This window comes from Arthrobacter sp. K5 (genome assembly GCF_040448525.1).
GTDB lineage: Bacteria > Actinomycetota > Actinomycetes > Actinomycetales > Micrococcaceae > Arthrobacter > Arthrobacter globiformis.
Window position 1 is genome coordinate 1454598 of record NZ_CP159279.1, and the last position, 23403, is coordinate 1478000.

The following is a 23403-nucleotide window of genomic DNA, read 5'->3' on the forward strand; positions in this document are numbered from 1 at the left end:
GGTTCCCATTCTTTCAGTCTGCGGGAGTGTCACCGGACAGGAGCTCGGCCACCCGGGGTGCCACCACGGTGCCGAAGAGTTCGATGCAGCGCATCATGGATTCGTGCGGCAGCGTGCCGTTGCCGTATTTCAGGTCGAAGCGGTCGACGCCGAGGTTCCGCTTGAGCAGGGCAATCTTCTGCGCCACCGTCTCAGGCGAGCCGACGTACAGGGCGCCCTCGGGACCGCACATGGCGTCGAATTCCCGCCGGTTTCCCGGGCCCCAGCCGCGCTCGGCCCCGATCCTGTTCCGCTGGGCGAGCCAGTGCGGAAACAGCTCCTCGCGGGCCGCCTCGTCGGTTTCAGCTATGTGGCCGGGCGAGTGGGTGGCGATTTGCTGCAGGGGATGCCCGTACTTGGCCATCCCCTCGCGGTACAGGTCAACCAGCGGGGCGAACGCCCGGGGCTGGCCGCCGATGATGGCGAAGATGATCGGGTAGCCGTATTCCGCGCACCGCAGGACGGACTCCGGGGTGCCGCCCACGCCGATCCAGGCAGGCAGCAGGTGGTGCTCCAGCGGCGGGTAGACACTCAGCCCGGCCAGTGCTGGCCGGGTGCGCCCCTCCCAGTGGACCGGCTTTTGGGCCCGCACCCTGTCGAAGAGTTCGAGCTTCTCCTCGAACAGCACCTCGTAGTCCGCAAGGTCCAGGCCGAACAGCGGAAAGGACTCGATGAACGAGCCGCGGCCCAGCATCACCTCGGCGCGGCCGCCGGAGAGGGCGTCCACCGTGGAGAATCGCTGGAACACGCGGATGGGGTCATCGGAACTGAGGACGGTCACGGCCGAACCGAGCCGGATCCTGGCGGTCCTGGCCGCGGCGGCTGCCAGGAACACCTCGGGGGCCGAGACCGCAAAGTCGCGGCGGTGGTGCTCCCCCACGCCGAAGGCGTGGAGGCCGACGGCGTCAGCAAGGACCGCCTGGTCCAGCAGCTCCCGCAGCACCACGGCATGCGGCTTCGGTTGACCCTCACCGTCCAGCCCGACGTCGCCGAAGGTGTTCAGACCCAGCAGGATCTTCCCGGGACCCACCGGCGCGGTCGGTGCTGTGGTCTGGCCCGGGGCCGGCTCCGCCATCAGGATTCCTTGAGCCAGCCGGCGATCTCGCTGGCCCAGTATGTGAGGACCATGTTGGCCCCGGCGCGGCGGATGCCGAGGACCGATTCGGTGATGGCCGCCCGCCGGTCGATCCAGCCGTTGGCAGCGGCGGCCTCGATCATGGCGTACTCGCCCGAGATCTGGTAGGCGGCGACCGGTACGGGGCTCATCGCGGCGACGTCGGCCAGGATGTCGAGGTAGCTCATGGCCGGCTTGACCATCACCATGTCTGCACCCTCGGCGAGGTCGAGTTCCACCTCCTGGATAGCCTCCCGGCGGTTGGCGGCGTCCATCTGGTAGGTCCTGCGGTCGCCCTTCAGCTGTGAGTCCACCGCTTCCCGGAACGGGCCGTAGAACGCCGAGGCGTACTTTGCGGCGTAGGCCACCACGGCGGTGTTTACGTGGCCGGCGTCCTCGAGGGACTGGCGGATCACGCCGATCTGTCCGTCCATCATTCCGGACGGGCCCAGCACATGGGCGCCGGCGTCTGCCTGGGCCACCGCCATCTTCGCGTAGATCTCCAGCGTGGCGTCGTTGTCGACGTAGCCGTCGCTGTCGAGGACGCCGCAGTGGCCGTGGTCGGTGAATTCGTCCAGGCAGACGTCGCTCATCACCACGAGGCTGTCCCCCACCTCCGCGCGCACGTCGCGGATGGCCTTGTTAAGCACCCCGTCCGGGTCCAGGGACGCCGTTCCCTCGGCGTCCCTGGTCTCGGGAATGCCGAACAGCATGATGCCGCCGACGCCCAGTTCCACGGCTTCGGCCGCCGCTCGCTTCAGGGTGTCGGTGGTGTGCTGCACGACGCCCGGCATGGAGGCGATCGGGTTGGGCTCTGAGAGCCCCTCGCGGATGAACGCGGGAAGGATCAGGTCTGCCGGGGCAAGCCGGTGCTCAGCCGTGAGCCTGCGCATGGCGGGGGTGGTGCGGAGCCGCCGGGGTCGGTGGTGCGGAAAGCTCATGTCCTGTCCTTCACTGTGGGCCTGCTGTCGATGAGTGGATGTTTAGGGGGCAAGCGCCCGGATGACGGCCGCCACGAGCCCGTCGGGCGTGGCCTCCCGGGCCGTGGCCGCCACGGTGAGCCCCAGCGCTTCCGCTTCGGCCGCCGTCGCCGGGCCGATGGCCACGAGGCGGCAGGAGCCGAGGGGCGCAAGGGTGGCGCCGATGCGCCGCACGGCGCTGGGTGAGGCGGCGACGACGGCGGCGAGGGCGCCGTCGTCGACCTCGGCTTTCGCTTCTGCGGGCGTCAGGAGCGGCAGCGCGGCGGCCGTGCCGTCGCCATCGGGTCCTTCGGCATCGGGTCCGTTGCCGCCGCTCCGGCCGAGGCGCCGCGCCGGCTCGGCCGGGAAGTCCACCGTGGAATAGGCCACCACAGTCCGGACCCGGGCACCCTTCGCCTCAAGCCCCCGGGCCAGTGCAGGGGCGGCTATATCGGCCTGCGGCAGCAGCACTTCGGCGGGACCGCCGGGCCACCCGTTGACGATCCCGGCGGCCGAGTGTTCTTGCTCCGGTTCGAAGTGCACGGCAATCCCCGCGGCCTCAAGCGCCCTCCGGCTGGCGGGTCCGACTGCGGCAACCCGGATTCCGGCCGGAAGCCAGTCGCCCAGTTTCACCGCGCGCTCTGCCGCCTTTTCCTGCAGCGCGAGGACGGTGGTGGCACTGCTGACCACAAGCCATTCAAAGCGGCCCGCGCCCAGCGCCGCAAAGGCGTCGTCGAGCGCCGCCTGGTCCGGCGCGCGTTCGGTGGCCGTCAGCGGCAGCAGGAGAGGAACGGCGCCGGCCAGCAGCAGCGCCTCCGCCAGGGGTCCGGACCGCTCGGGGCTTCGCGTCACCAGGACGCGGCACCCGTCCAGCGGGCGCCCGCCGGTCCGGTTCTCGCCGTTCGTCGTTCCCATACGGTGGCCGGCTGCGGTCAGGACGCCGTCAGGTCCGCGATGTCCGCAGCCCCCGCAGCCAGCAGGACCTCGGCCAGTTCGATTCCGAGCAGGGTGGCACCGACTTCCGTGAGACCGTCCGTGGCACGCTTGTCCCGCACCGAAGCAGTGCCGTCCACGGCGCAGACCACAGCTTCCAGGTGGAGCATGCTGCCCTTGCGGTACGCGTAGGCGCCCACGGGGGCGGCGCAGCCTGCCTCGAGCCGTGCCAGCAGCGCACGTTCTGCCGTGACCGCTAGCCTGGTGTCGGCGTCGTCAAGGGCGGCCAGCGCCTGGGCGAGCACGCCCTGCGACCCCTCAGTGGACCCGGCCCGGCGGGGCGCCTCAGCGGTGCGGCATTCGATGGCCAGCGACCCCTGGCCGGCTGCCGGAAGCATGATGTCCGTCTCCAAAAATTCGGTGACGGTGTCCAGGCGGCCGATCCGTTCCAGTCCGGCGGCAGCGAGGACGACGGCGTCAAGGTCGCACGACTTCCCGTCAACCACCGCGTCGGTGGCGTTGCCCGGCAGGCCGGGCACGCGGCCCAGCCGTGTGTCCACGTTGCCGCGGATGTCCACGATGTCCAGGTCCGGGCGGACGGCGCGCAACTGCGCGGCCCGGCGGGGAGAGCCGGTGCCGACGCGGGCACCCTTGGGCAGGTCGGCCAGCTTGAGGCCGTCGCGGGCGCAGAGGACGTCGCGCACGTCCACCCGGGGCGGGGTTGCGGCCAGCGTCAGGCCCGGGGCGGAACCCGTGGGCAGGTCCTTCAGCGAGTGGACGGCCACGTCGCACTCGTTCCGCAGCAGCGCGTCGCGCAGCGCGGCGACGAAGACACCGGTGCCGCCCATCTGGGACAGCGAGCCGGTGAGGACATCGCCGTCGGTCCTGACGTGGACGAGTTCGACGTCGAAACCTCCGACGGCGGCCAGCCGGTCAGCGGTCTGCTGCGTCTGGGTCAGGGCGAGCTTGCTCGCCCTGGTGCCGATCCGTACTGTCACTTCGCGTCCTGCCCGGCGGCCGGGTAGGGGTCATGCCCCTGCCCCACGGTGGTGTCTGCTCCGGCAATGGTGGGCTTTTCGCCGCGGAAGTTTTCACAGCAGCCGGGACGGCATACGTCGTACCAGGGCCCGAGGCCGGTAACGGCCCGGCGGTCCGCGACGTTGTTGGCTACTGTCCGCTCGCAGATCAGTTCCACGAGCCCTTCCACAAAGCGGCGGTGAGTCCCGGGCGTGGGCACGCGCGTGGCGGCGAGGCCCAGGTCCTGGCAGGTCTGCAGCGCCTCGGTGTCGAGGTCCCAGACCACCTCCATGTGGTCGCTGACAAAACCCAGGGGCACGATCACGACACCTGCGACGCCCTGCTTGGCGAGGTCCTCGATGGCATCGTTGATGTCCGGCTCGAGCCACGGGACATGCGGAGCCCCGGACCGGGACTGGTAGACGAGGGACCAGGCCGCGGAGAGGCCGGAGTCGGCTTCCACACGGCGGATGATCTCGGCACCGTTGGCGAGGTGCTGGGCCACGTAGGCGGAATCCTCAGCAAACTCTCGGGGCTCGTCCTCGGAGCGGCCGGCGGCCACGGCATCCCGTGTGGGGATGGAGTGGGTGGCGAACAGAACGTGGATGGGGGCGTCGGGCTTTCCGGCGGCGGCCAGCTGTGCGCGCACGTCGGCGACCCCCTGGGCGGTGCCCTCAATGAAGGGCTCCACGAAGCCGGGGTGGTCGAAGTACTGGCGGACCTTGTCCACTTCCAGCCTGCCGTCGAGCCCGGTTTCGGTCAGAGCCATGCCGATGTCCTCGCGGTACTGGCGGCAGCTGGAGTAGCAGGAGTACGCGCTCGTGGTGAGCATGAGCAGGCGGCGGTGGCCGGCGTCGTACGCGTCCTGGAGGGTCTGCGGGATGTAGGGGTCCCAGTTGCGGTTGCCCCACAGCACGGGCAGGTCGATGCCCCGCGCTGCCAGCTCGGCCTCGAGGGCGGCCTTCAGCTCCCGGTTCTGCTGGTTGATGGGGCTGATGCCGCCGTTGGCGCGGTAGTGGTGTGACACCTCTTCGAGGCGCTCATCGGGGATCCCCCGGCCGCGGGTGACGTTGCGGAGGAACGGGATCACGTCGTCCTGGCCTTCGGGGCCGCCGAAGGAGGCGAGGAGGATGCCGTCGTATTCCTTGGGGGCCAACCTGCCGGTTTCGGTGATGGGATTCACGGCACCGTCCTGGGGGTCCAGCGGGCTCATGCGAGGACCTCGGCAATCTCACTGGAGGAGATGCGCCGGCCGGTGTAGAACGGGATCTCCTCGCGGACGTGGTTGCGCGCTTCGGTGGAACGCAGGTGGCGCATCAGGTCAACGAGGTCCACGAGCTCGGGCGCCTCCAGGCCGAGGATCCATTCCCAGTCACCGAGGGCAAACGAGGAAACCGTGTTGGAGATGACCTGCGGGAAGTCGCGGCCCAGCAGGCCGTGGTCGCGGAGCATCTTGCCGCGCTCGTCCTCCGGGAGCAGGTACCACTCGTAGGAGCGGACGAACGGGTACACGCACAGCCACTCGGCCGGTTCCACGCCGCGGGAAAACGCCGGGGTGTGGTTCTTTGCGAACTCCGCTTCGCGGTGCACGCCCATGGCGGACCACACGAGGTCAGTCCCCGCGAACAGCTTGCTGCGGCGGATGTCACGGATGGCCTGCTGCAGCGCCTCGGGCCGGGGGCCGTGGAGCCAGACCATGACGTCGGCGTCGGCGCGCATGGCGGATACGTCGTAGCTTCCGCGGTGGGTCACGCCAGCCTCGGCCAGGCGCGCCACCAGGGCGTCGAAATCCTCCGCGGCATCGGCGCTGCGAAGGAGCTCGGCGGAGCGCTTGAAAACGGTCCAGAGGGTGAAGAACTGCTCGGCTGATTCTTCGGTTTTGGTGACAGATTCGGCAGGAGTGTGGCTCATGGTTACTATCCTGCCCCTTCAATGCGGCCTAAGTCGAAAAACTCAACTTCTACGTCGTGTAGAAGTGGTTAATTTCACAGCGACCGCCGGATCCGGACTGCCGCCACACCCGCCGCGCCGGCGAGCGCCAGCAGCCCGGCTCCCCACCACACCTGCGGCTCGATGGTCCCGCTCCGCGAAATGCCCATGACAGCACTCTCGGCCGGTCCGCGCGTGTAGGGCGAGCTCATCGTGGCCATGTTGTTGGGTCCGGCGAGCTGTGCCGAACCCCAGACTCCGCCGGCGACGCCCGCGGCCGAGCGTCCCCGCAGGCCGGCGCCGCCCGACAGGCCCGTGATCTTCGCGAACGGGCTGGCGTCCGCGGACGGGGTGACGCCGGGCGCTGCGCTTTGGAAACTGCCGGCAGCCGGCACAGCGGGTTCTGCCGTTCCGGCTACCGGGCCCGGAACCTGGCTGGCAGGAGCCTGCCCGGCCGGGGAAGAGCCACCGGTTCCGGCCGACGGTCCCGACCATCCGCCCGATGGTGACGGCGTGCCGGAGGGCTGTTCTTCTGAGGGTGCAGGGGCCTCCGGTGAGGCTGACGGCTTGGCTGGCCGGGAGGGTGACGCCGTTTCCGAGGATGTCGGTGCGGGCGACGGCGCCGGATCAGTGTGACCGGGATCGGACGGTGACGGTGCCGGAGCAGGCTGCGTCGGGGTGGCCGAGGCGGTTACCGACGGGTCCGGCGACGGGCTGGCCGTAAGCGTCATCGAGGGGACCGGCGTCGGAACCGGGACCAGGGGCGCAAGCGACGGCGGCAGTGACTTCGAGGGGGCCGGCGATTCCGACGGCGAGGCTTCAGCCGAACTGTCGCCATCGCCCGAGTCGGATCCCGGCCCGGTGGACAGCGCTGCCGCAGCCCAGGCCTCAAGGCCCGCCGCGTCGACGGTGGCGCCGAGCCCTGCGCCGGCCTGTTCCGACTCGCCCAGCAGGTCGGATGTGGGCAGCTCGGACGCAGCAGCGTTGGATGCAGGAACACCTGCGGACAAGACCAGTACCGCTCCGAACGCAGCTGCTGCGGTGCCGCGCCGAAGACCCCCATGGAAACCAGTCAGCGAACGAAAACCATCGGACTTCTGATTGACCATAGTCATCGACCCTAAACATATTTTCGCGCCGGCGAAAACTTGCGGAAGGTCATCCCGGAAGGTATCGCGGGCGGCAGGAAATCGGCCTTCTGCCGGTTCCGGGCGAGCGGGGCCGCACTACGCCAGGAAGGCCGCGACCTGCGTTTTCGTGTCGGCCACCACAGCCGCCAGCCCGTTGCCGGCCAGCCAGCCGCCGACCATCAGCAGCCCGTCGATGCCGGCGCAGACCTGCCGCACTTCAGCGACCCGCTGGCGGTGCCCCACAGCGGCAAAGGGCAGGGCTCCCGCCCAGCTGACGACGTCCCAGTCCACCAGCGTCTCCCGTGTGACGGGCACGGTCAGCAGAACCGACGCATCCTGCAAAGCCATGTCAAGCAGTTCCTCGTCCGACGCCGATTCCGGCCCTCGCGCGGCGTCCGGTGAAGCGGCTGATGCACCCTCGCTGCGTCCGTAGGAGAGCCGCAGCACGTGCCTGCCGCGTCCGGCCGCTTCCGTCACCCAGTCCCATTTGCCGGTGGCGTGGGTGAGGGCCTTCGCCTGGATTCCCTCGGTTCGCGGCGCCACCAGAATGCCGGTGCCACGCGGACGCCGGTCCAGCGCGGGGAGATCAACAACAAGTGTCACAAGCTTGACTATCGGTCCGGGCCCGGGCTGATGCCGGGCCAACGCCGGGACCGCATCTCCGAGGAGCCGGACTGCTGACGGTCCGTCCAGGGCGACCACCAGAACGTCGGCCGTGTGGCTGTCCTCCCCCGCGGCCACCACCCAGCCATGAGGGGACCGTGCAACGGAGGTCGCCGCGGTGCCCGGCAGCAACTGCACGCCGCGTGCCCGGAGGTCCGCCACGAGCTCCGTGATGAGGGTGTGCATGCCGCCCCTCAGGCCGGCGACGGCGGAACCTGCCTTGGCCGGCTTGCCCTGCGTTGATGCGTCTTGCGTTGATGCGTCCTGCGCTGATGCGTCTTGCGTTGACGCGTCCTGCGTTGCCGTGGCCTGGGTTGCGGTCCCCTTGCGCTGGGCGGCCACGGCCGCCGCCAGCGAACCGTGCCGGGTAATGCCCGCACGCAACCCCGGGGCCACCATGTCGACGTCGAGCAGGCCCGGGTCAGCGGAATGCACGCCGCCCACCACGGGTTCCACCAGCCGTTCCAGGACGCGGCGCCCCATCCGGGCCCGCACCAGCGCGGAGACGCTGGAAACTTCGGCGGTGGTTCCCACGGAGGCGGGCAGCAGCTTGTCCAGCGAGGCGCGCAGGGACCCGCCCAGGCCCAGCGAGCGGCGGACCTCCGGGTCCCACGGGTTGGCCGGGATGCCCAGCACGCCGGTCTTGGGAAGTTCGCGGGGTCCGCCCGGCAGCTGCACCCAGGCGCCGCCGGGCCGCGGGGCAACGATGTGTCCGCCCAGCCCGAGTTCGGCAGCGAGGTCTGCCACCGCGGTGGAACGGGTGGCGAAGGACTCGGCCCCGCTGTCCAGGGTCAACCCGGCCACGTCGTGGCGGCCCACACAGCCGCCCCACGCGTCGGCAGCTTCCAGCACCGTGGTGCTGAGGCCGGCCCGCGCCAGTTCCCGGGCGGCCAGGAGCCCGGAGATGCCACCGCCGACCACCAGTGCCGTGCGTCCGGCAGCCGGAGGCCTGCCCGCAGCCACGGCCCTTTACTCCGGAGAGACGGAGTGGATGAGTTCGACGACGCGCGTCAGGACGTCCGGGTCCGTTTCCGGCGGCACGCCGTGGCCAAGGTTCAGCACGTGGCCCGGGGCCGCAGCCCCCGATGCAATGACCTCGCGGACGTGCGCCTCGAGGACCTCCCACGGTGCGGACAGCAGTGCCGGATCGATGTTGCCCTGCAGCGGGACGGTGCCGCCCAGCCTGCGGTTGGCCTCGTCCAGCGGCAGCCGGTAGTCCACGCCGACGACGTCAACACCGACGTCGCGCATGGCCACCAGAAGCTCGGAGGTTCCGGTGCCGAAGTGGACCAGCGGCGCGCCAAGATCGCGGACGTGGTCCAGGGCGCGGGACGACGCGGCGGCAACGAAGCGGGTGTAGTCGGCCAGGCCCAGGGAGCCCGCCCACGAGTCAAACAGCTGGCCGGCGGAGGCGCCCGCCTCCAGTTGGGCGCGCAGGAACAGGCCGGAGGCATCCGCGGCCCAGTTGGCCAGCGCCGTCCACGTCTCGGGATCGGCGTGCATCATGGTGCGCGGCCCAAGGTGGTCGCGGGAGGGCCGGCCCTCCACCATGTAGGCGGCCAGCGTGAAGGGTGCGCCGGCGAAGCCGATGAGCGGGGTCTTGCCGAGCTGCTCCACCGTCAGCCGGACGGCTTCCCGGATGGGTTCCAGTGACTCCTCGGTGAGCCGGGGCAGGGCGGCGACGTCGGCGGCGGTCCGCACGGGCTTGTCCAGGACCGGACCCACACCGGGCACAATGTCCACGCCGACGCCGGCCAGCTTAAGCGGAATAACAATGTCCGAGAAGAAGATGCCCGCATCCACGTCATGCCGGCGCACCGGCTGCAGGGTGATTTCCGAGGCCAGCTCGGGCCGGAGGCAGGAGTCCAGCATGGCGACGCCCTCGCGGACCTTCAGGTACTCAGGCAGGGAGCGCCCCGCCTGGCGCATGAACCACACCGGGCGGCGGCTTGGCTTGCCGCCACGGTACGCCGTGATGAGCGGAGAGTCTGCAGTGCGTCCGTCGCGAAGCGGATGGCCTGCGTCGAGTCCGGTACCGGCGGGTGTTACAGCGCTAGAAGTCATGCCTTTGATTGTGCCCAAAATCGGACCCAAAAGATAACGACAGCTTGTCATCCCGCGGCAGTCCCAATCCGGCCGTGGCACGAATCACAGGGGCTTAAACCCCCTAATCCGTTCGAAGGGTTGTTCTACGCCGGTGCGAAAAAGCTATGATTGTCCTGCTGTGGTTCTTTTTTCATTGGTGGCTACACACGCCGACATCGACCTCGAAACCGTTGCTCAGCTGAGCAACGGTTCTTCTGGCATTGCCACGTCCGCCCTCGCCGGATCGCCGGCGGTCAAGGGCGCTGTTGTCCTTGCCACCTGCAACCGCTACGAAATCTACGGCGAGGCGCCGCACGCCGACGACGTGGAGGCCGCACGCGCGGCCCTGGTGGGCCAGATCAGCGAAACCAGCGGACTCAGCGAGCAACTCGTGTCCCGCTCGTTCAGCACCCACACCGGCCCCGACGTCAGCCAGCACCTTTTCGCAGTGAGCTCCGGACTGGATTCCGCAGTGGTTGGCGAGCGTGAAATCGCCGGGCAGGTGCGCCGCGCATTGATCACCGCCCAGCAGGAGGGCACGGCAAGCGCCGGACTGGTCCGCCTGTTCCAGGCCGCTTCCAAGACTGCCAAGGACGTCGGCGCGCAGACAGCACTCGGCTCCCGCGGCCTGTCCATCGTCTCGGTGGCCCTCGACCTCGCCATTGACCTGTCTGAAGAGACCGACTGGTCGAAGAAGAAGGTCGTGGTGTTCGGCACCGGCGCCTACGCCGGCGCCACCATGGCCCTCCTCCGGGAACGTGGCTGCCGCGACATCTCGGTGTTCTCGTCGTCAGGACGCGCGGCCACTTTCGTGGCCACCCGCGGCGGGACCGCCCTCGACGGCGACACCCTGCACGCCGCCGTCGCCGCCGCCGACGTCATGATCGGCTGCAGCGGGTCGGACACGAGGGTGGAAGCCGCCGAGCTCGCCCAGGTCCGCGCCGGTTCCACCCAGCCGCTGATCGCCATTGACCTCGCCCTCACCCACGATTTTGATCCCGCCGTGGGAGAGCTCGACGGCGTGGAGCTGCTGACGCTGGAGTCCGTACGGCTCGCGGCACCCCAGGAGCAGGCGGAATCGCTCGCGCAGGCCAGCGCCATGGTTACCGGCGCTGCCCAGTCGTTTGAGCAGGAGCGCGAAGCGCGGTCCGTGGATTCTGCCATCGTTGCCCTCCGACGCCACACCATGAACGTGCTCGACGCGGAAATGGAAAAGGTGCGGGCCCGCCACGGCTGCACTGCCGCTGCCGAAGAGGTGGAGTTTGCGCTTCGCCGCATGGTGAAGCAGCTGCTCCATGTTCCCACTGTCCGCGCCCGCGAGCTGGCGTCCAACGGCCAGCAGGACGACTACGTCGCAGCCCTGGAAACCCTGTACGGCATCACCGTGGAGCAGCCGGCCGCCGCGTCCAAAGCCGAGTGCCCCGTGGACCACAGTTCCCTCACGGCCAGCCCCCTCCAGGGGGCCGTCAACTTGCAGGAAAATGAGGCACGCAGGAACTCCGCATAGCCCGCGTATGTTCTGACAAACAAGGCCCCACAAGCTTTCCATAGGCTCCCCGCGCAGCATTGACGTTGCCCGTGAAAACAATATTGGGGAGCCACCATGAATTTTGCTTCACCGGCGCCTGCCGTCCCGCACCTGAGCCGCCGGCAGTTCGGGCTCATCCTGGGAGGCGGGGCCCTGCTGCTCCTTAGCGGCGGGACCTACGGGATGGTGTCCCGCAGCAGACCCGGCGGCGGAGCAGGGCTCTCCACGGCCTTCGGCACGCTGTCGCTCGTCGACGCAGGACGCCTGGCCAGGCTTGATGCGCAGGGGCAGCCTGCTGCTACGCCGCTCGCCTCGGCGATATCGCAGATCACGGACGGAACGCGCAGAGCCGCGGCGGCAGGCCAGCCAGGTATCCAGCGCGTTTCCAGCCGCCAGGGCACCGCGGTGGACGGCCACCACAGCGATCCTCTCCTGGACTCCGGCTGGCCGCAACCCGGGAACTTCACCTGGGGCGACGTCGTGGTGCTCGAAGTGGCGCTCACCAATGTCCGTCCCGAGGCGGTGCTGTTCAGCCCCGGCCAGTTGCGCCTCAAGCTGCTGCCGTCCGGCATCACCGTTGCCCCGCAGGACGCCGACCGCGGACCCGGTACTGTTGCCGCCGGCGCCACCGATCGGGTCTGGATCAGCTACCTGGCCCCGCACGATTCCGTCGCCATGGAGATCGAGTACACGGGACTGGACGACGACGCCGCCCAGGCCCTCGCCCTGCCGCTCCTCACCGTCGCCCAGGCATCCTCGTGAGCCCGCTGGACCTTCACATCAATGACGGTTACCTTCCCATGGTGGACGGAACGCTCGTCTACCACCGCGGGTTCGGGGACCGCCGGACCGCGGTTAAGGATCCGAAGCCCAGCCTGGCCGTGAGTCCGAGGGTGTTTCTGCGCAACGGCTCCGTCGTGGCCAGCCGGACCTATCCGCTCAAGGCCGCGGTGCCGCCCCTTGGCCGGCCGGCACCGGCCGCCAAGGACCCGCTCAATCCCGGCGAGTTCCTTGCCCGCCGCGCCCACTGGGCCAGCTTCTTCCCCCAACGCGCCCTCATCGCCGAAACGGGCAGCACCATCAGCATCCGGGTGACGAACAACCTCACGCAGGACCATTCGCTGCAGTTCCTGAACGCAGGCGCGGGGAACAGCCACGTGGGTACCGGCGTCATCAGGCCCGGGCAGACCAAGACCCTAAGCTTCAAAGCGCCGACCGAGGGCAGTTACCTCTACTGCGACCCGGGGGATGATCCGGCCGATCCGGAAGCAGACCCCGTCCAGCGGGTCCTCGGCCTTTTTGGAGCCCTGCTCGTCGTGAATCCGGACGCACCCTGGCGGTCAGAGCCAAGCAGGATTGAGTTCGAGCGCCAGTGGCTGTGGATACTCCACGGCGTTGACCCGGTGTGGGCGGGCATTGCGTCCCGGAACGGACATGTGGATCCCGACAAAACACCTGTGTATCCGCGGTATTTCACGCTCAATGACCGCAGCGGCTTCCAGTCCCTGGCGGCCTCCACGGACGAGGCGCTTAACCGCATCCGGGAGGAGGACACCCTGATGTCCGGCTCCCCCCGGCAAATCGACGTCCGGGATTTCAGCCTGTCCCCCGCCCCCGGCACGGTCCGGGCCGGCCAGCTGATGCGCTTCGTCAACGCCGGAGTGATCCACCATCAGCTCCATTTCCATGGAAACCACCTCTGGACCGTGAGCCGCAACGGCGAGCCTTTCCCGCGCCGCGGCGGACACATCGATGCAGAGGGCCACGTGGTGCTCCAGCAGTGGGAGGACGTAATCGAGATGCACCCGCTGGACCGCAAGGACTCGATGCTCCCGCTGCGGCGCCCGCCGGAGGTTATCGACCAGGTGTGGAACGCCCGGAAGGAGGACTGGCTCTACCCCATGCATTGTCACGCCGAACCGTCGCAGGTGGCCAGGGGCGGCATGTACCCCGGTGGCCTGGTGGGGCACTGGGCGGTGGCTGCCCCCGGACCCACGGATGCCACGCAGCGGCACCAGCTCTACCGCAGCCAGGTGGACTTCAGTTCCGACCAGATGCACGAGGGCAGCCCCACAACAGAATTCCGGCAGACTCCCGACGTCGCGCATGAATTCAAGTTCTTCAACCGCAAGATGAAGTTCGACGACGGCGGCGAATTCGAAATGTGGACGTTCGAAACCGAGAACTCGGGCCGGATCTACCCGGCGCCCCTGGTGCGCCTCACCGAGGGCCAGCTGTTCCACGGCACCATCCACCCGAGCAAGCGGGTCCACACCATCCACTGGCACGGCATGGAGCCCGACCCCCGGAACGACGGCGTGGGCCACACCTCCTTCGAAGTCTCGGGGAGCTACACCTACCAGTGGCGGCCGGAACGGGGAATACCCGGTAACCCGAACGTCGGCGCGTCCGGGACGTACTTCTACCACTGCCACGTCAACACCACCCTGCACGTCCAGATGGGCATGTTCGGGCCGCTGATCATTGATCCACCCGCCCATCCGGACTACCCCGTGGCCAAGGGGGCGCGGCGGTCGTTTGTGGACGGCCCGGAGTACGACATCGACACCGAATCCATCCTGGTCCCGTACTCGGTGGACCCTCGCTGGCACGAACTCAACCATGCCGCCGGGCTCTCCGGGGACGACGCCGGCCTGGACAGGTTCGAGCCCAAGCACTTCTATCTGCTCGGCGGCGAGCTGGCTCGCATCCCCAAGGCAGAAGGCCCGATCTTCCTGACCCGTATCCGTGCCCGCATGTCCAACGGAGGCACGGTCCAGCCCACCCTGCTGCGCCTGCTGAACGCCAACTATTTCCCGGTGAACGCCTACTTCACCGACTCGGCGGGCAGGCGCGTGGCGATGGCCGAGCTGATCTCCCACGACGGGCGCCCGTTCCGCGACACGTCCAGCCCGTCAGGCCCGGCACGGCCCATCTCCGAGACCGGCCCGCTGCGCACCAGCATCGTTAACTTTGGCGCAGCCGAACGGTACGACATGCTCCTGCGCCCGCCGGCGGCCGGCGACTACAAGCTGACCGTGGACCTGCTGGACTGGATCACCGGCAAGGTCCTGCACACCCGGCAGATCCCCGTCATCGCCCGGTGACAGCTGCACCGGTGACATTTACCGCGGTGACATGCACGGCGGTGACGGAGGGAGAACCCCCGCTGATCCCGGAGACCCCGCCGGGATCAGTAAACGGGTTTCTGTGGCTCCACATCCCTGACCCAGGCGAGGATGCCGCCGTCGAGATGGCTGACGCGCTGGTAACCGGCCTTCCGGGCGGCAGCCAGCACCGCTGCCGACCGCGTCCCGGCCTTGCAGTGGAACACGATGTCCTTATCCTGCGGCAGCTCGCCCCAGGCCTCGCCGGAAAGGATGCGCCCCTGCGGGATCAGCACGGAACCGTCGATCCGGACGATGTCGTACTCCCCCGCCTCGCGCACGTCCACGAGGTCGAAGTCCTTCAGCCCGGCCTGCCGCGAGGCCAGCATCGTGGCCAGCTGCGTTGCCGTCACACTGTGCTCGGTGTCGGTCGTTTCCGCCGGGGCGATGCCGCAGAAAGCCTCGTAATCGGTGAGCTCCGTGATCCGCGGCGCGTCCGGGTCCTTGGACACCCTGATCTCGCGCCAGCTGCCGCCCAGCGCGTCGTACAGCGCCACCCGGCCCAGCAGCGAACGCCCGACGCCGGTGATCAGCTTGACGGCCTCCGTCACCATAAGCGATCCGACCGCCGCGCACAGCATGCCGAACACGCCGCCTTCCCCGCACGACGGCACGGAACCGGCCGGCGGGGCTTCCGGGTAAAGGTCCCGGTACGTGGGGCCGTGCTGCTCCCAGAACACGCTGACCTGCCCGTCGAAGCGGAAGATCGATCCCCACACATACGGCTTGCCGAGGATGGCGGCGGCGTCATTGACCAGGTAGCGCGTGGCGAAGTTGTCCGCGCCGTCCAGTATGAGGTCGTAGCCGGAGAACAGCTCCAGGGCGTTGGAGGCATCGAGCCTGACGTTGTGCAGGCGCACGTCCACCAGCGGGTTCAGTTCCGCGATGGCGTCCCGGGCAGATTCGATCTTAGGACGGCCAACGTCGCTGACTCCGTGAATGATCTGCCGCTGCAGGTTGCTCAGGTCCACGGCGTCGTCGTCGACGATCCCGAGGGTGCCCACTCCGGCGGCGGCGAGGTAGAGCAGCGCCGGCGCCCCCAGTCCGCCCGCGCCGATGACCAGCACTCGCGCGTTCTTCAGCCGCCTTTGGCCGAGGGCGCCAATTTCGGGAATGATGAGGTGCCGGGAATACCGCTCCACCTCCTCGGTGGAAAGCCCGGGCGCGGGATCGACCAGGGGGCCCGGGAGCGTGCGGACTGTATTTGCGGTGGACGGAGAAGCCATACTTCAATGTATGCCTGAAGATACCGCGCGGTCATATTACCCCCGGGTAAAGTGAAGTTAACTGCAAAGGAAAGAAGGCCAACAGTGGTTCATCATGCACCGGTTGATCGAACTCAGGCCGCGCAATCCAATGCCGGCCCGGCCCGCGCCGCCGGACAGCGCTCCGCCAGGCTGCCGCGCGACGAACGGCGGGCCCAGCTGCTGGCCGCAGCCCAGGAGGTTTTTGTCGCCAACGGCTACCACGGCGCCGCGATGGACGAGATCGCCGAAACGGCGCACGTCAGCAAGCCCGTGCTCTACCAGCACTTTCCTTCGAAGCGGGAACTGTACCTCGCCCTGCTGGACAGCCACCTCGGGGCCCTGACCGAGCTCATGCTGGGCGCCCTGAACTCCACCACGGACAACAAAGAGCGCGTGCAGGCCGTCATGCGCGCGTACTACCGCTTCATTGACAGCGACGACCAGGCGCACCGGCTGGTGTTTGAGTCCGACCTGATCAACGACGCCGACGTCAGCTCGCGCCTGGAGACGTTCAACAAGACGTTCGCCAATGCCATTGCGCAGGTCATTGCGGAGGACACCAAGCTGCCCCTGCTGGAGGCCCAGCTGCTGGGCCGCGGGCTTGCAGGCATGGCACAGGTCAGCGCACGGTACTGGCTCGAAACGGACGGGAACCTCGACCTCGATGTGGCCAGCGACCTGATTTACCGTTTAGCTTGGCGCGGAATCTCTCGCTTCCCCAAAGAGACCTAGACTACAACTGAAACTACCTTTGAAATTTCAACCTTGACTGGCTGGGAGGCCTTGCTGTGGAAGTAAAGATCGGCATTCAGAACGTCGGCCGTGAAATTGTGCTGGAATCGGCTCAGGATGCTGACGCTGTGGCCAAAGTCGTGGCCGAGGCCATCGCCAAGGGCAGCGAGCTGCGCCTGAACGACGAGAAGGGCCGCCAGATCATCATCCCGGCCAACGTCCTGGGCTACGTCGAGATCGGCGCAGAGGAAGTGCGCCGGGTCGGCTTCGGCGCACTGTAGGCCGTCCAGTGCTGTCCCTCGTGATCGTGCTCCTGGTAACCGTTGCCGCCGGCTTCATCGTCTGGGCCAACGACCGGCGCCACACCAAGTACGGCATTCTCCTGCCGGCCGGCACCGCTGCGGTGGTGGGCATGCTGGCGTGGATCATCTGCATCTGGGCGGGGCTGGGCTACCAGCCGGGCCTCACCTGGCTGCCGTGGGTCCTTCCCATGGTGGCCGGGACGGCTGCCGCCCTGGCGGTGGCGGTCTACCTCGGCCGTGCCCGTGCCACACAGGACACCCAGCGGCTGACGGCAGCGCTGAAGATCTAGTTGCCCTCAGAGCCGGCAATGTCCGGCCCCTGGCCCTCCTCGGTGCACAGGCATAGCCGGTTCCCCTGGGCATCAGTGACCACCACCCAATTGGGTGCGTGGTCACTGTTTATTAAGGCCCCGGTGGCCGCCGTCTTCTCCAGGACGGATGCCGACTCGGCCTTTGAGCGGTGGACGTCCAGGTGCAGGCGGTTGTCGTTCGGCGTCGGGGTCTCCTGGAACCACACGCCCGGGCCGCGGCCGTACGGGTCCACGAGGTCCCCGAACCGGCCCTTCCGGTAACCGAGGGCGACGCGCCAGACCTCGGAGATCGCCGCCGCGTCGGCCGTGTCGATACCGATGTCCACCGACCGGTACAGGCCGGGCTGGGCCTCGGCGCCCGCCGCCGAGGCAGCCTCGCTGACGGAGGCCGCGGCCCGGGTGTCCCGTGTGGTTACCTCGCCGCCGACGTCGTGGGAACTGAACCGGATGAACACCCGGTTATAGCGCCAGTCCAGGTCCGGATGGTGGTCCATGTCCTCTGCCACACGCCCGACGGCGGCAATCAGCTCAAGCGCGGACGCCGCCGTCGGCGTTTTATAGACAGTGACCAGGCCGCCCAGCCTGTAGCGCCAGTCGGGAAGCCCTGCGAGCGCGTCGTCGATCTGGGCTCGGGTGAGAATGTCGTCTCTGGCGGCCACGGTGCACTCCTCGGAAGGACCTGTTGAGCCTGCCGCGCGCCGGGCCGGCAGAGGCGGCCGGACCTAGAGGAATTCCGCCCGGCCCTCCATGGCCGACGACGCCAGGGCATGCTCACGGCGCGGGATCCGCCCGGCCGCACGCGCCAGCCTACCGGCGTTGACGGCGTGTTTGAAGGCCTCGGCCATGAGTGCAGGGTTCTGCGCGCGGGTGACCGCGGTAGCCAGCAGCACGGCGTCGCAGCCCAGCTCCATGGCCAGTGCCGCGTCAGAGGCCGTGCCGATCCCCGCATCCAGGACCACCGGAACGGAGGCCCTCGACACGATCAGCTCGATGTTGTGCGGATTGAGGATACCCAGGCCCGTGCCGATCGGTGCCCCCAGCGGCATGACGGCCGAGGCTCCCAGGTTTTCGAGCCGGAGCGCCAGAACGGGGTCGTCGTTGGTGTAGGCGAAGACCTTGAAGCCGCGGTTGACCAACTGCTCGGTGGCGTCCACCAGCTCCACGGCGTCAGGCAGCAGCGTGTGCTCGTCAGCGATGACCTCGAGCTTGACCCAGTCGGTCTCCAGCGCCTCACGGGCCAACTCGGCCGTCATGACAGCCTCCCGGGCCGTGAAGCAGCCGGCAGTGTTGGGGAGCACGCGGATGTTGTGGTCCACCAGCAGCTGGAAGAGCGAGCCTGTTTCGGCCGGCGAATAGCGCCGCATCGCAACTGTGGTCAGCTGGGTGCCGGACGCGACCAGCGCTGAGCCGAGACCGTCCAGGCTCGGAGCGCCTCCGGTGCCCATGATGAGCCGCGAGGTCAGCTCCACCCCGTCAATGACAAGGCTGTCTGCTGTTCCAATCAGTGTTTCTGCCATCGTGCTCATCCTCCCTGGACTGCCGTGACTAGTTCGATCTCATCGCCCTCGGCGAGGGCGGTGCTGTGCCACTGGCTGCGCGGCACGACGGCTGCATTGCGCGCCACCGCCACACCCAGTCGCTGGCCGTCGGCGGCCTGCCCGTTGGCGGACAGGCGGCGTCCCGTGACCTGGCTGACGAGCGAGGTGACCGAGGCGCCCTCGCCTACTTCCTGTTCAATACCGTTCAGAGTGATGTTCATGCTGGTTCCTTGTTCGGGTCAAATGTGACGCAGGTCAATGTGAGAGTGCAGCGGACGCTCCCACCGGGTCCTCGAGCCCGGCGGAAAACCGGCCCGGCCGGAACGCGGCCCAGCGCGGATCCGCGATCCCGTCCATGAGCTGGCGGCAGATCGCTGCGGCCGCCGGGGTCAGCAGGACGCCGTGGCGGAAGAAGCCGGTGGCGATGATGAGGCCGGCTACGTCCGTCCCGGGCGCCTGCCCGCGGGCCGGCACCCGGCCAAGCAGCGGCGCGTTGTCCGGTGTTCCCGGCCGCGCCCGTGCGGTGGCTTCGAGCAGCTCGAGCTCGGCGACCGCCGGCAGCAGGACCTGCGCATCGCGCAGCAGCTGGTAGACACCGCCGGCGCTGGTGCCCGGCACCCCGTCCTCGCGCTGGGTGGCGCCAATCACCACCGTGCCGTCCTGGCGGGGCACGATGTAGACCGGAACGCCCCGCACCATGCCGCGGACCGTTGCGGTGAGCAGGGGCCGCAGGTGTGCGGGGACCCTGAGCCTGAGGATGTCTCCGTAGACCGGGCGCAGCGGCAGGTGCAGGCCTTCCGGGAGGTTCTGCAGCCGCGCCGCGGCCAGGCCGCTGGCCACCACGGTCTCGGCCGCCCTGACGGACCCGCCTCCGGCCAGCCGGACCCCGCAGACCCGCCCGCCGTCCCAGAGCAGGCCGGCGGCGTGCTCCCGCACCGCGTATCCCCCCGCCGCCGCAATCTCCTGGCCATGGCCGGCCAGCCCGTCGGCGATCGCCCGGACGAGCCTTCGCGGATCCACCTGGTGGTCCGCAGGGATATCCAGGGCGCAGGAGATCGCGGGGCTGATCAGCGGCTCCCGGGAACGTGCCTCGCGGATGGTCAGCGGTTCAACCTCCAGGCCGTGGGTCCGCTGCACGTCCCGCAGGTCCATCAGGGCGCGGCGGTCGGCGGGATCGGCACCCACGGCAAGTGTCGGCGTCGTCAGGTACCCGGCGTCCTCGCCGGCGGTGAGGGTGGCGGCAAACTCCGGCCATCCGGCGGAGGACTCCAGCATCAGTTCCAGGAGCCCTTCCTCCTGGTAATGCAGTTCGCTGACCGGAGCGAGCATCCCGGCCGCGGCCCAGCTTGCGCCGCTGCCGGGGGCTTCGTCGATGAGCACCACCGAGCGGCCGGAGCGCCGTGCCTCCCAGGCGATGCCGTGGCCCACCACACCGCCGCCGATGACGGCCACATCTGCCTCAAGACTCGTGGCGGCACATTCTTCGCCGTTTGTGCCAGGGTTCATGCATAATCCTTCCCTACGCCGGTACTAACCGGATCAGGTCAAGCGGTCGGCTCTGACGCCCTCTCAGCCCTGCGCCTTTTATGACAGCAGTAACGGCTCCCGCGGTACCTGCCCAGTTTAGAGGAACTAAGGTGGTTGCCATGACCCAGCACTCTGCCCACACCGCCGCCCGCCTGTACCTCTGCACCGACGCCCGCAAGGACCGCGGGGACTTCGCGGACTTCGTGGACGCGGCGTTTGCCGGCGGCGTGGACATCATCCAGCTGCGGGACAAGAGCATCGAGGCGGCCGAGGAACTCGAGCTGCTGGAAGTCGTCCACGCCGCCGCCCGCAGGCACGGCCGGCTGTGGGCGGTGAACGACCGCGCCGACATCGCGTCCATCGCCGGTGCACCGGTCTTCCACATCGGCCAGAAGGACCTGCCGCTCCGCGCCGCCCGGAAGCTGCTGCACGATGCCACCGTGATCGGACTGTCCACCCACAGCACGGATCAGGTGGATGCCGCCATCGGCGCCGCCCACGGTCGCAGCGGCCTGGACTATTTCTGTGTGGGCCCGCTCTGGGCCACGCCCACGAAGCCTGGGCGCGCCGCCGTCGGGCTCGACCTTGTGCGCTACGCGGCGGAGGCTGTCCGCACCGCGAACGAGGAACGGGTCGGCGGCCTGCTGCTGCCCTGGTTCGCGATCGGCGGGATCGACCGCACGAACGTGGAGCAGGTCCTGGCGGCCGGAGCCAGCCGGATCGTCGTCGTCCGCGCCATCACCGATGCGGCAGACCCGACAGCCGCCGCCGCGGAACTGCTCGACGCCCTCGACGCAACGGCGCCGGCGGCCATCTCCTAGCTATCCGCTCAGTCCCAGCTGCACCATCCGCCGGGAATGGTTGTCCGCGACTTCGGCGGTGATGCCCCGCATCAGCTCCCGTGCGGTGGCGTCCGTGGCGCCGGGCTCCGCCTCGACGAACAGCTCGCCAAGAAAGGCGTGCTCGTGGCCCACGCGCTGGGCCTGCGTGACTGCTTCACCCAGGAGGCGGCGGCCCCACAGCGCGAGCCTGGACGCGAGCCGGGGGTCGTCCGCCAGCGCTCCCTTGAGCCGCTCCCGGAGGACGCCCGTGGCTTCTTCCGACGACTGGATCTGCTGGATGAGCTCGCGCGTTCCGGGATCCACGAACCGGGCCACCGCGCGGTAGAAATCGGCGGACACAGTGTCCACCACATAGGCCTTCATCAGGGATTCGTACCAGTCCGCCGGACGGGTACGTTCGTGGAAGTGGTCCACGGCCGACTGGAACGGCAGCATCGCATTTTCGACGTCGACGCCCATCTCAGCCAGCTTGGCGCTCACCAGTTCGTAGTGCTCGAATTCAATGACCGCAATCCTGCCGATCACGGCCCGGTCATGCAGCGTGGGTGAGTAGCGGGCGTCGGAGGAGAGCCGTTCGAACGCGGACAATTCGCCATACGCCATCACGCCGAAAAGGTCTGCGACGAAACGGTCGTAGCGAGCGGTGTCAGCCGAGGATGTGCCCATAATCCAAGACTAACGGCGCAATTCGGGCTAACCTGATTTTCGTGTCACATCATCGTCTGTCGCCCAGCGTCCACGAGCAGACCAACGCGCTCGCGAACGCCCTGAGCGCACTGCGGACGGAGCTGGAGCTACCGGGGGACTTCCCCGAGGACGTTCTCAAGGAAGCCGAAGCCGCCGTGGCGGACCGGCAGTTTCCGGACCTGGACCTGACCGGGGTGGAATTCCTGACCATCGATCCGCCGTCGTCCACCGATCTGGACCAGGCACTGTTCATCGAACGCCGCGGCGAGGGCTACCGGATCCTCTACGCCATTGCCGACGTACCGTCCTTCGTGCGGCCGGGCGGCGCGCTCGATGCCGAGACCCGCCGCCGCGGGCAGACTTTCTACGCGCCGGACGGCCGGATACCGCTGCATCCCGAGGTGATCAGCGAGAACGCCGGCAGCCTGCTGGCCGGACAGCTGTGCTCCGCCTTCGTCTGGGACTTCGAGCTCGACGCCGCCGCCGAGGTGGTGTCCGTGGTGGTGCGCCGGGCCACCGTGCGCAGCCGAGCCAAGCTCAACTACAGGGGCGTCCAGGCGGACCTGGATGCCGGAACCGCCCCTCCCATGCTGCAGCTGTTGCGCGAGGTGGGGCGCAAGCGCGTGGACCTGGAGCGGGCCCGCGGCGGGGCCAGCCTGAACATGCCGGAACAGGAGATTGTTCAGCTTCCCGACGGCGGCTACCGGATCGTGGCGGTCCCCCAGCTTCCGGTGGAGGACTGGAACGCCCAGATTTCGCTCATGACCGGGATGGCCGCCGCTTCGCTGATGCTCAATGGCAAGGTGGGGATCCTGCGCACCATGCCGGCCCCGGATGAACGCTCGCTCAGCCACTTCAAGCGCCAGACAGCCGCGCTGGGCAAACCCTGGGACGGGCAGGAAAGCTACGGCGAGTACCTGCGCACCCTCGACCCCACCGACCACCGGCAACTGGCCATCCTCCATTCGGCCGGCATGCTCTTCCGCGGCGCCGCGTACACGCATTTCGACGGAACCGTCCCGGAGGTCGCCGTCCAGTCAGCCATCGGCACGGCGTACGCCCACACCACCGCGCCGCTGCGCCGGCTCGTGGACCGGTTTGTCCTGGTCATCTGCGAGGCACTGAGCAACAACCAGCCCGTGCCTGCCTGGGCCCGGGAGGCGCTCCCCTCGCTGCCCGAAATCATGGCGTACTCGGACCAGCTGGCGGCGAGGATGGAACGCCTTGCCCTGGACACCGTCGAAGCCGCGCTGCTGATCAACCACATCGGACAGGAGTTCGATGCCGTGGTGATCTCCGGGTCAAAGCCCGCCAAAAACGGGAAAGGGAACGGGAACGGCGCCGGAAATGGGAACGGCAACAACGGTAAAGGCCTCAACGGCAAGGGAACCAACGGGTCCGGCCCCTCTGGCGTGGTCCAGATCGCCGAACCGGCGGTGACGGCCAGGTGTGCGGGCGAAATGGAGCCCGGCACCAGGGTCCGCGTCCGGCTCATCTCCTCGGACATCGCCACCAGGGAGGTCCACCTCGAGCTCGTCGGCTGATCCGCTCCTGCGCCGACGCGGGCCCCTGCCGCGGCGTGAGTCAAGGAAAACACGGGTTTGCCAGTAGACTGGGTGGGTAGTAATGGATGCCCGGTCGTTGATTTCCTCG

23 protein-coding genes and 1 riboswitch are annotated in these 23403 nt (G+C 68.8%); of the genes, 8 read left to right on the forward strand and 15 right to left on the reverse strand.

Annotated elements, in window-relative coordinates:
* Window positions 1-13: 13 nt before the first annotated feature.
* The 9 genes from ABRP34_RS06465 to hemE form a co-directional block, all read right to left on the reverse strand.
* On the reverse strand, window positions 14-1114 hold the full coding sequence (locus tag ABRP34_RS06465; protein ID WP_353712634.1) for an LLM class flavin-dependent oxidoreductase: 1101 nt from the start codon (window positions 1112-1114) through the stop codon (window positions 14-16).
* Window positions 1114-2094, reverse strand: coding sequence for a porphobilinogen synthase (hemB, locus tag ABRP34_RS06470; RefSeq protein ID WP_353712635.1), 981 nt, complete (start codon window positions 2092-2094; stop codon window positions 1114-1116). Before hemB ends, ABRP34_RS06465 begins: the two co-directional genes overlap by 1 nt.
* A gap of 42 nt (window positions 2095-2136) precedes the next feature.
* A complete protein-coding gene (locus tag ABRP34_RS06475; protein WP_353712636.1) occupies window positions 2137-3027 on the reverse strand; it encodes a uroporphyrinogen-III synthase in 891 nt (296 codons plus the stop codon).
* A 17-nt stretch (window positions 3028-3044) separates the two neighbouring features.
* Window positions 3045-4043 (reverse strand): hydroxymethylbilane synthase, encoded by a 999-nt coding sequence (hemC, locus tag ABRP34_RS06480; protein ID WP_003805075.1) that lies wholly within the window; start codon window positions 4041-4043, stop codon window positions 3045-3047.
* Window positions 4040-5275 (reverse strand): ferrochelatase, encoded by a 1236-nt coding sequence (locus ABRP34_RS06485; protein WP_353712637.1) that lies wholly within the window; start codon window positions 5273-5275, stop codon window positions 4040-4042. Before ABRP34_RS06485 ends, hemC begins: the two co-directional genes overlap by 4 nt.
* The gene (hemQ, locus tag ABRP34_RS06490; RefSeq protein WP_003805080.1) at window positions 5272-5973 is read right to left on the reverse strand and encodes a hydrogen peroxide-dependent heme synthase; all 702 of its coding nucleotides are present in this window, start codon (window positions 5971-5973) and stop codon (window positions 5272-5274) included. The genes ABRP34_RS06485 and hemQ overlap by 4 nt, the downstream gene beginning before the upstream one ends.
* 74 nt (window positions 5974-6047) lie before the next feature.
* Complete coding sequence (locus tag ABRP34_RS06495; RefSeq protein ID WP_353712638.1) at window positions 6048-7100, reverse strand: hypothetical protein; 1053 nt, start codon at window positions 7098-7100, stop codon at window positions 6048-6050.
* 117 nt (window positions 7101-7217) lie between these two features.
* Window positions 7218-8747: a protoporphyrinogen oxidase gene (gene hemG / locus ABRP34_RS06500; RefSeq protein WP_353712639.1), complete on the reverse strand. Its 1530-nt coding sequence runs from the start codon at window positions 8745-8747 to the stop codon at window positions 7218-7220.
* 6 nt (window positions 8748-8753) lie between these two features.
* Window positions 8754-9848, reverse strand: coding sequence for a uroporphyrinogen decarboxylase (hemE, locus tag ABRP34_RS06505; RefSeq protein ID WP_043419602.1), 1095 nt, complete (start codon window positions 9846-9848; stop codon window positions 8754-8756).
* Window positions 9849-10008: 160 nt separating this feature from the next.
* Between hemE and ABRP34_RS06510 the strand changes: the two genes are divergently transcribed.
* The 3 genes from ABRP34_RS06510 to ABRP34_RS06520 all read left to right on the forward strand — a co-directional run bounded on the left by ABRP34_RS06510 (window position 10009) and on the right by ABRP34_RS06520 (window position 14504).
* On the forward strand, window positions 10009-11376 hold the full coding sequence (locus ABRP34_RS06510) for a glutamyl-tRNA reductase (protein ID WP_353712640.1): 1368 nt from the start codon (window positions 10009-10011) through the stop codon (window positions 11374-11376).
* 96 nt (window positions 11377-11472) lie between these two features.
* A complete protein-coding gene (locus ABRP34_RS06515; RefSeq protein WP_353712641.1) occupies window positions 11473-12159 on the forward strand; it encodes a hypothetical protein in 687 nt (228 codons plus the stop codon).
* On the forward strand, window positions 12156-14504 hold the full coding sequence (locus ABRP34_RS06520; protein ID WP_353712642.1) for a multicopper oxidase domain-containing protein: 2349 nt from the start codon (window positions 12156-12158) through the stop codon (window positions 14502-14504). Before ABRP34_RS06515 ends, ABRP34_RS06520 begins: the two co-directional genes overlap by 4 nt.
* An 86-nt stretch (window positions 14505-14590) precedes the next feature.
* Here the strand turns inward: ABRP34_RS06520 and moeB are convergent, their stop codons facing one another.
* A complete protein-coding gene (gene moeB, locus ABRP34_RS06525) occupies window positions 14591-15790 on the reverse strand; it encodes a molybdopterin-synthase adenylyltransferase MoeB (RefSeq protein ID WP_307104057.1) in 1200 nt (399 codons plus the stop codon).
* Between the two features lie 198 nt (window positions 15791-15988).
* On the opposite strand from moeB, the gene ABRP34_RS06530 reads away from it, so the two are divergent.
* The 3 genes from ABRP34_RS06530 to ABRP34_RS06540 are packed head-to-tail and all read left to right on the forward strand — an operon-like array spanning window position 15989 to window position 17135.
* Window positions 15989-16543, forward strand: coding sequence for a TetR/AcrR family transcriptional regulator (locus tag ABRP34_RS06530; protein ID WP_245531566.1), 555 nt, complete (start codon window positions 15989-15991; stop codon window positions 16541-16543).
* Between the two features lie 56 nt (window positions 16544-16599).
* A complete protein-coding gene (locus ABRP34_RS06535; RefSeq protein WP_003805104.1) occupies window positions 16600-16824 on the forward strand; it encodes a DUF3107 domain-containing protein in 225 nt (74 codons plus the stop codon).
* A gap of 8 nt (window positions 16825-16832) precedes the next feature.
* Entirely contained in the window at window positions 16833-17135 is a 303-nt protein-coding gene (locus tag ABRP34_RS06540) for a hypothetical protein (protein WP_353712643.1), read from the forward strand.
* On the opposite strand, the gene ABRP34_RS06545 is transcribed toward ABRP34_RS06540, so the two are convergent.
* From ABRP34_RS06545 to thiO, 4 genes are all read right to left on the reverse strand, one after another.
* A complete protein-coding gene (locus ABRP34_RS06545) occupies window positions 17132-17815 on the reverse strand; it encodes a 4a-hydroxytetrahydrobiopterin dehydratase (RefSeq protein WP_353712644.1) in 684 nt (227 codons plus the stop codon). The genes ABRP34_RS06540 and ABRP34_RS06545 overlap by 4 nt on opposite strands.
* A 63-nt stretch (window positions 17816-17878) precedes the next feature.
* A complete protein-coding gene (locus ABRP34_RS06550) occupies window positions 17879-18673 on the reverse strand; it encodes a thiazole synthase (RefSeq protein ID WP_353712645.1) in 795 nt (264 codons plus the stop codon).
* A 5-nt stretch (window positions 18674-18678) separates the two neighbouring features.
* The gene (gene thiS, locus ABRP34_RS06555; protein ID WP_003805112.1) at window positions 18679-18915 is read right to left on the reverse strand and encodes a sulfur carrier protein ThiS; all 237 of its coding nucleotides are present in this window, start codon (window positions 18913-18915) and stop codon (window positions 18679-18681) included.
* Between the two features lie 34 nt (window positions 18916-18949).
* Window positions 18950-20200 (reverse strand): glycine oxidase ThiO, encoded by a 1251-nt coding sequence (gene thiO / locus ABRP34_RS06560; RefSeq protein WP_353712646.1) that lies wholly within the window; start codon window positions 20198-20200, stop codon window positions 18950-18952.
* Window positions 20194-20313: riboswitch (TPP riboswitch) on the reverse strand. Its footprint overlaps the gene before it by 7 nt.
* A gap of 27 nt (window positions 20314-20340) precedes the next feature.
* On the opposite strand from thiO, the gene thiE reads away from it, so the two are divergent.
* Complete coding sequence (gene thiE, locus ABRP34_RS06565) at window positions 20341-21042, forward strand: thiamine phosphate synthase (RefSeq protein ID WP_353712647.1); 702 nt, start codon at window positions 20341-20343, stop codon at window positions 21040-21042.
* Here the strand turns inward: thiE and ABRP34_RS06570 are convergent, their stop codons facing one another.
* Entirely contained in the window at window positions 21043-21729 is a 687-nt protein-coding gene (locus tag ABRP34_RS06570; RefSeq protein ID WP_353712648.1) for a ferritin-like fold-containing protein, read from the reverse strand.
* A 41-nt stretch (window positions 21730-21770) separates the two neighbouring features.
* On the opposite strand from ABRP34_RS06570, the gene ABRP34_RS06575 reads away from it, so the two are divergent.
* Window positions 21771-23294: an RNB domain-containing ribonuclease gene (locus tag ABRP34_RS06575; RefSeq protein ID WP_353712649.1), complete on the forward strand. Its 1524-nt coding sequence runs from the start codon at window positions 21771-21773 to the stop codon at window positions 23292-23294.
* The last annotated feature ends 109 nt before the right edge of the window (window positions 23295-23403 follow it).

Coding starts and splice junctions, on each gene's coding strand:
- ABRP34_RS06465 (WP_353712634.1), bottom strand. CDS start 1,114: ATGGCGGAGCCGGCCCCGGGCCAGACCACAGCACCGACCGCGCCGGTG.
- hemB (WP_353712635.1), bottom strand. CDS start 2,094: ATGAGCTTTCCGCACCACCGACCCCGGCGGCTCCGCACCACCCCCGCC.
- ABRP34_RS06475 (WP_353712636.1), bottom strand. CDS start 3,027: ATGGGAACGACGAACGGCGAGAACCGGACCGGCGGGCGCCCGCTGGAC.
- ABRP34_RS06485 (WP_353712637.1), bottom strand. CDS start 5,275: ATGAGCCCGCTGGACCCCCAGGACGGTGCCGTGAATCCCATCACCGAA.
- hemQ (WP_003805080.1), bottom strand. CDS start 5,973: ATGAGCCACACTCCTGCCGAATCTGTCACCAAAACCGAAGAATCAGCC.
- ABRP34_RS06495 (WP_353712638.1), bottom strand. CDS start 7,100: ATGGTCAATCAGAAGTCCGATGGTTTTCGTTCGCTGACTGGTTTCCAT.
- hemE (WP_043419602.1), bottom strand. CDS start 9,848: ATGACTTCTAGCGCTGTAACACCCGCCGGTACCGGACTCGACGCAGGC.
- ABRP34_RS06515 (WP_353712641.1), top strand. CDS start 11,473: ATGAATTTTGCTTCACCGGCGCCTGCCGTCCCGCACCTGAGCCGCCGG.
- moeB (WP_307104057.1), bottom strand. CDS start 15,790: ATGGCTTCTCCGTCCACCGCAAATACAGTCCGCACGCTCCCGGGCCCC.
- ABRP34_RS06550 (WP_353712645.1), bottom strand. CDS start 18,673: ATGGCAGAAACACTGATTGGAACAGCAGACAGCCTTGTCATTGACGGG.
- thiS (WP_003805112.1), bottom strand. CDS start 18,915: ATGAACATCACTCTGAACGGTATTGAACAGGAAGTAGGCGAGGGCGCC.
- thiO (WP_353712646.1), bottom strand. CDS start 20,200: ATGAACCCTGGCACAAACGGCGAAGAATGTGCCGCCACGAGTCTTGAG.
- thiE (WP_353712647.1), top strand. CDS start 20,341: ATGACCCAGCACTCTGCCCACACCGCCGCCCGCCTGTACCTCTGCACC.
- ABRP34_RS06570 (WP_353712648.1), bottom strand. CDS start 21,729: ATGGGCACATCCTCGGCTGACACCGCTCGCTACGACCGTTTCGTCGCA.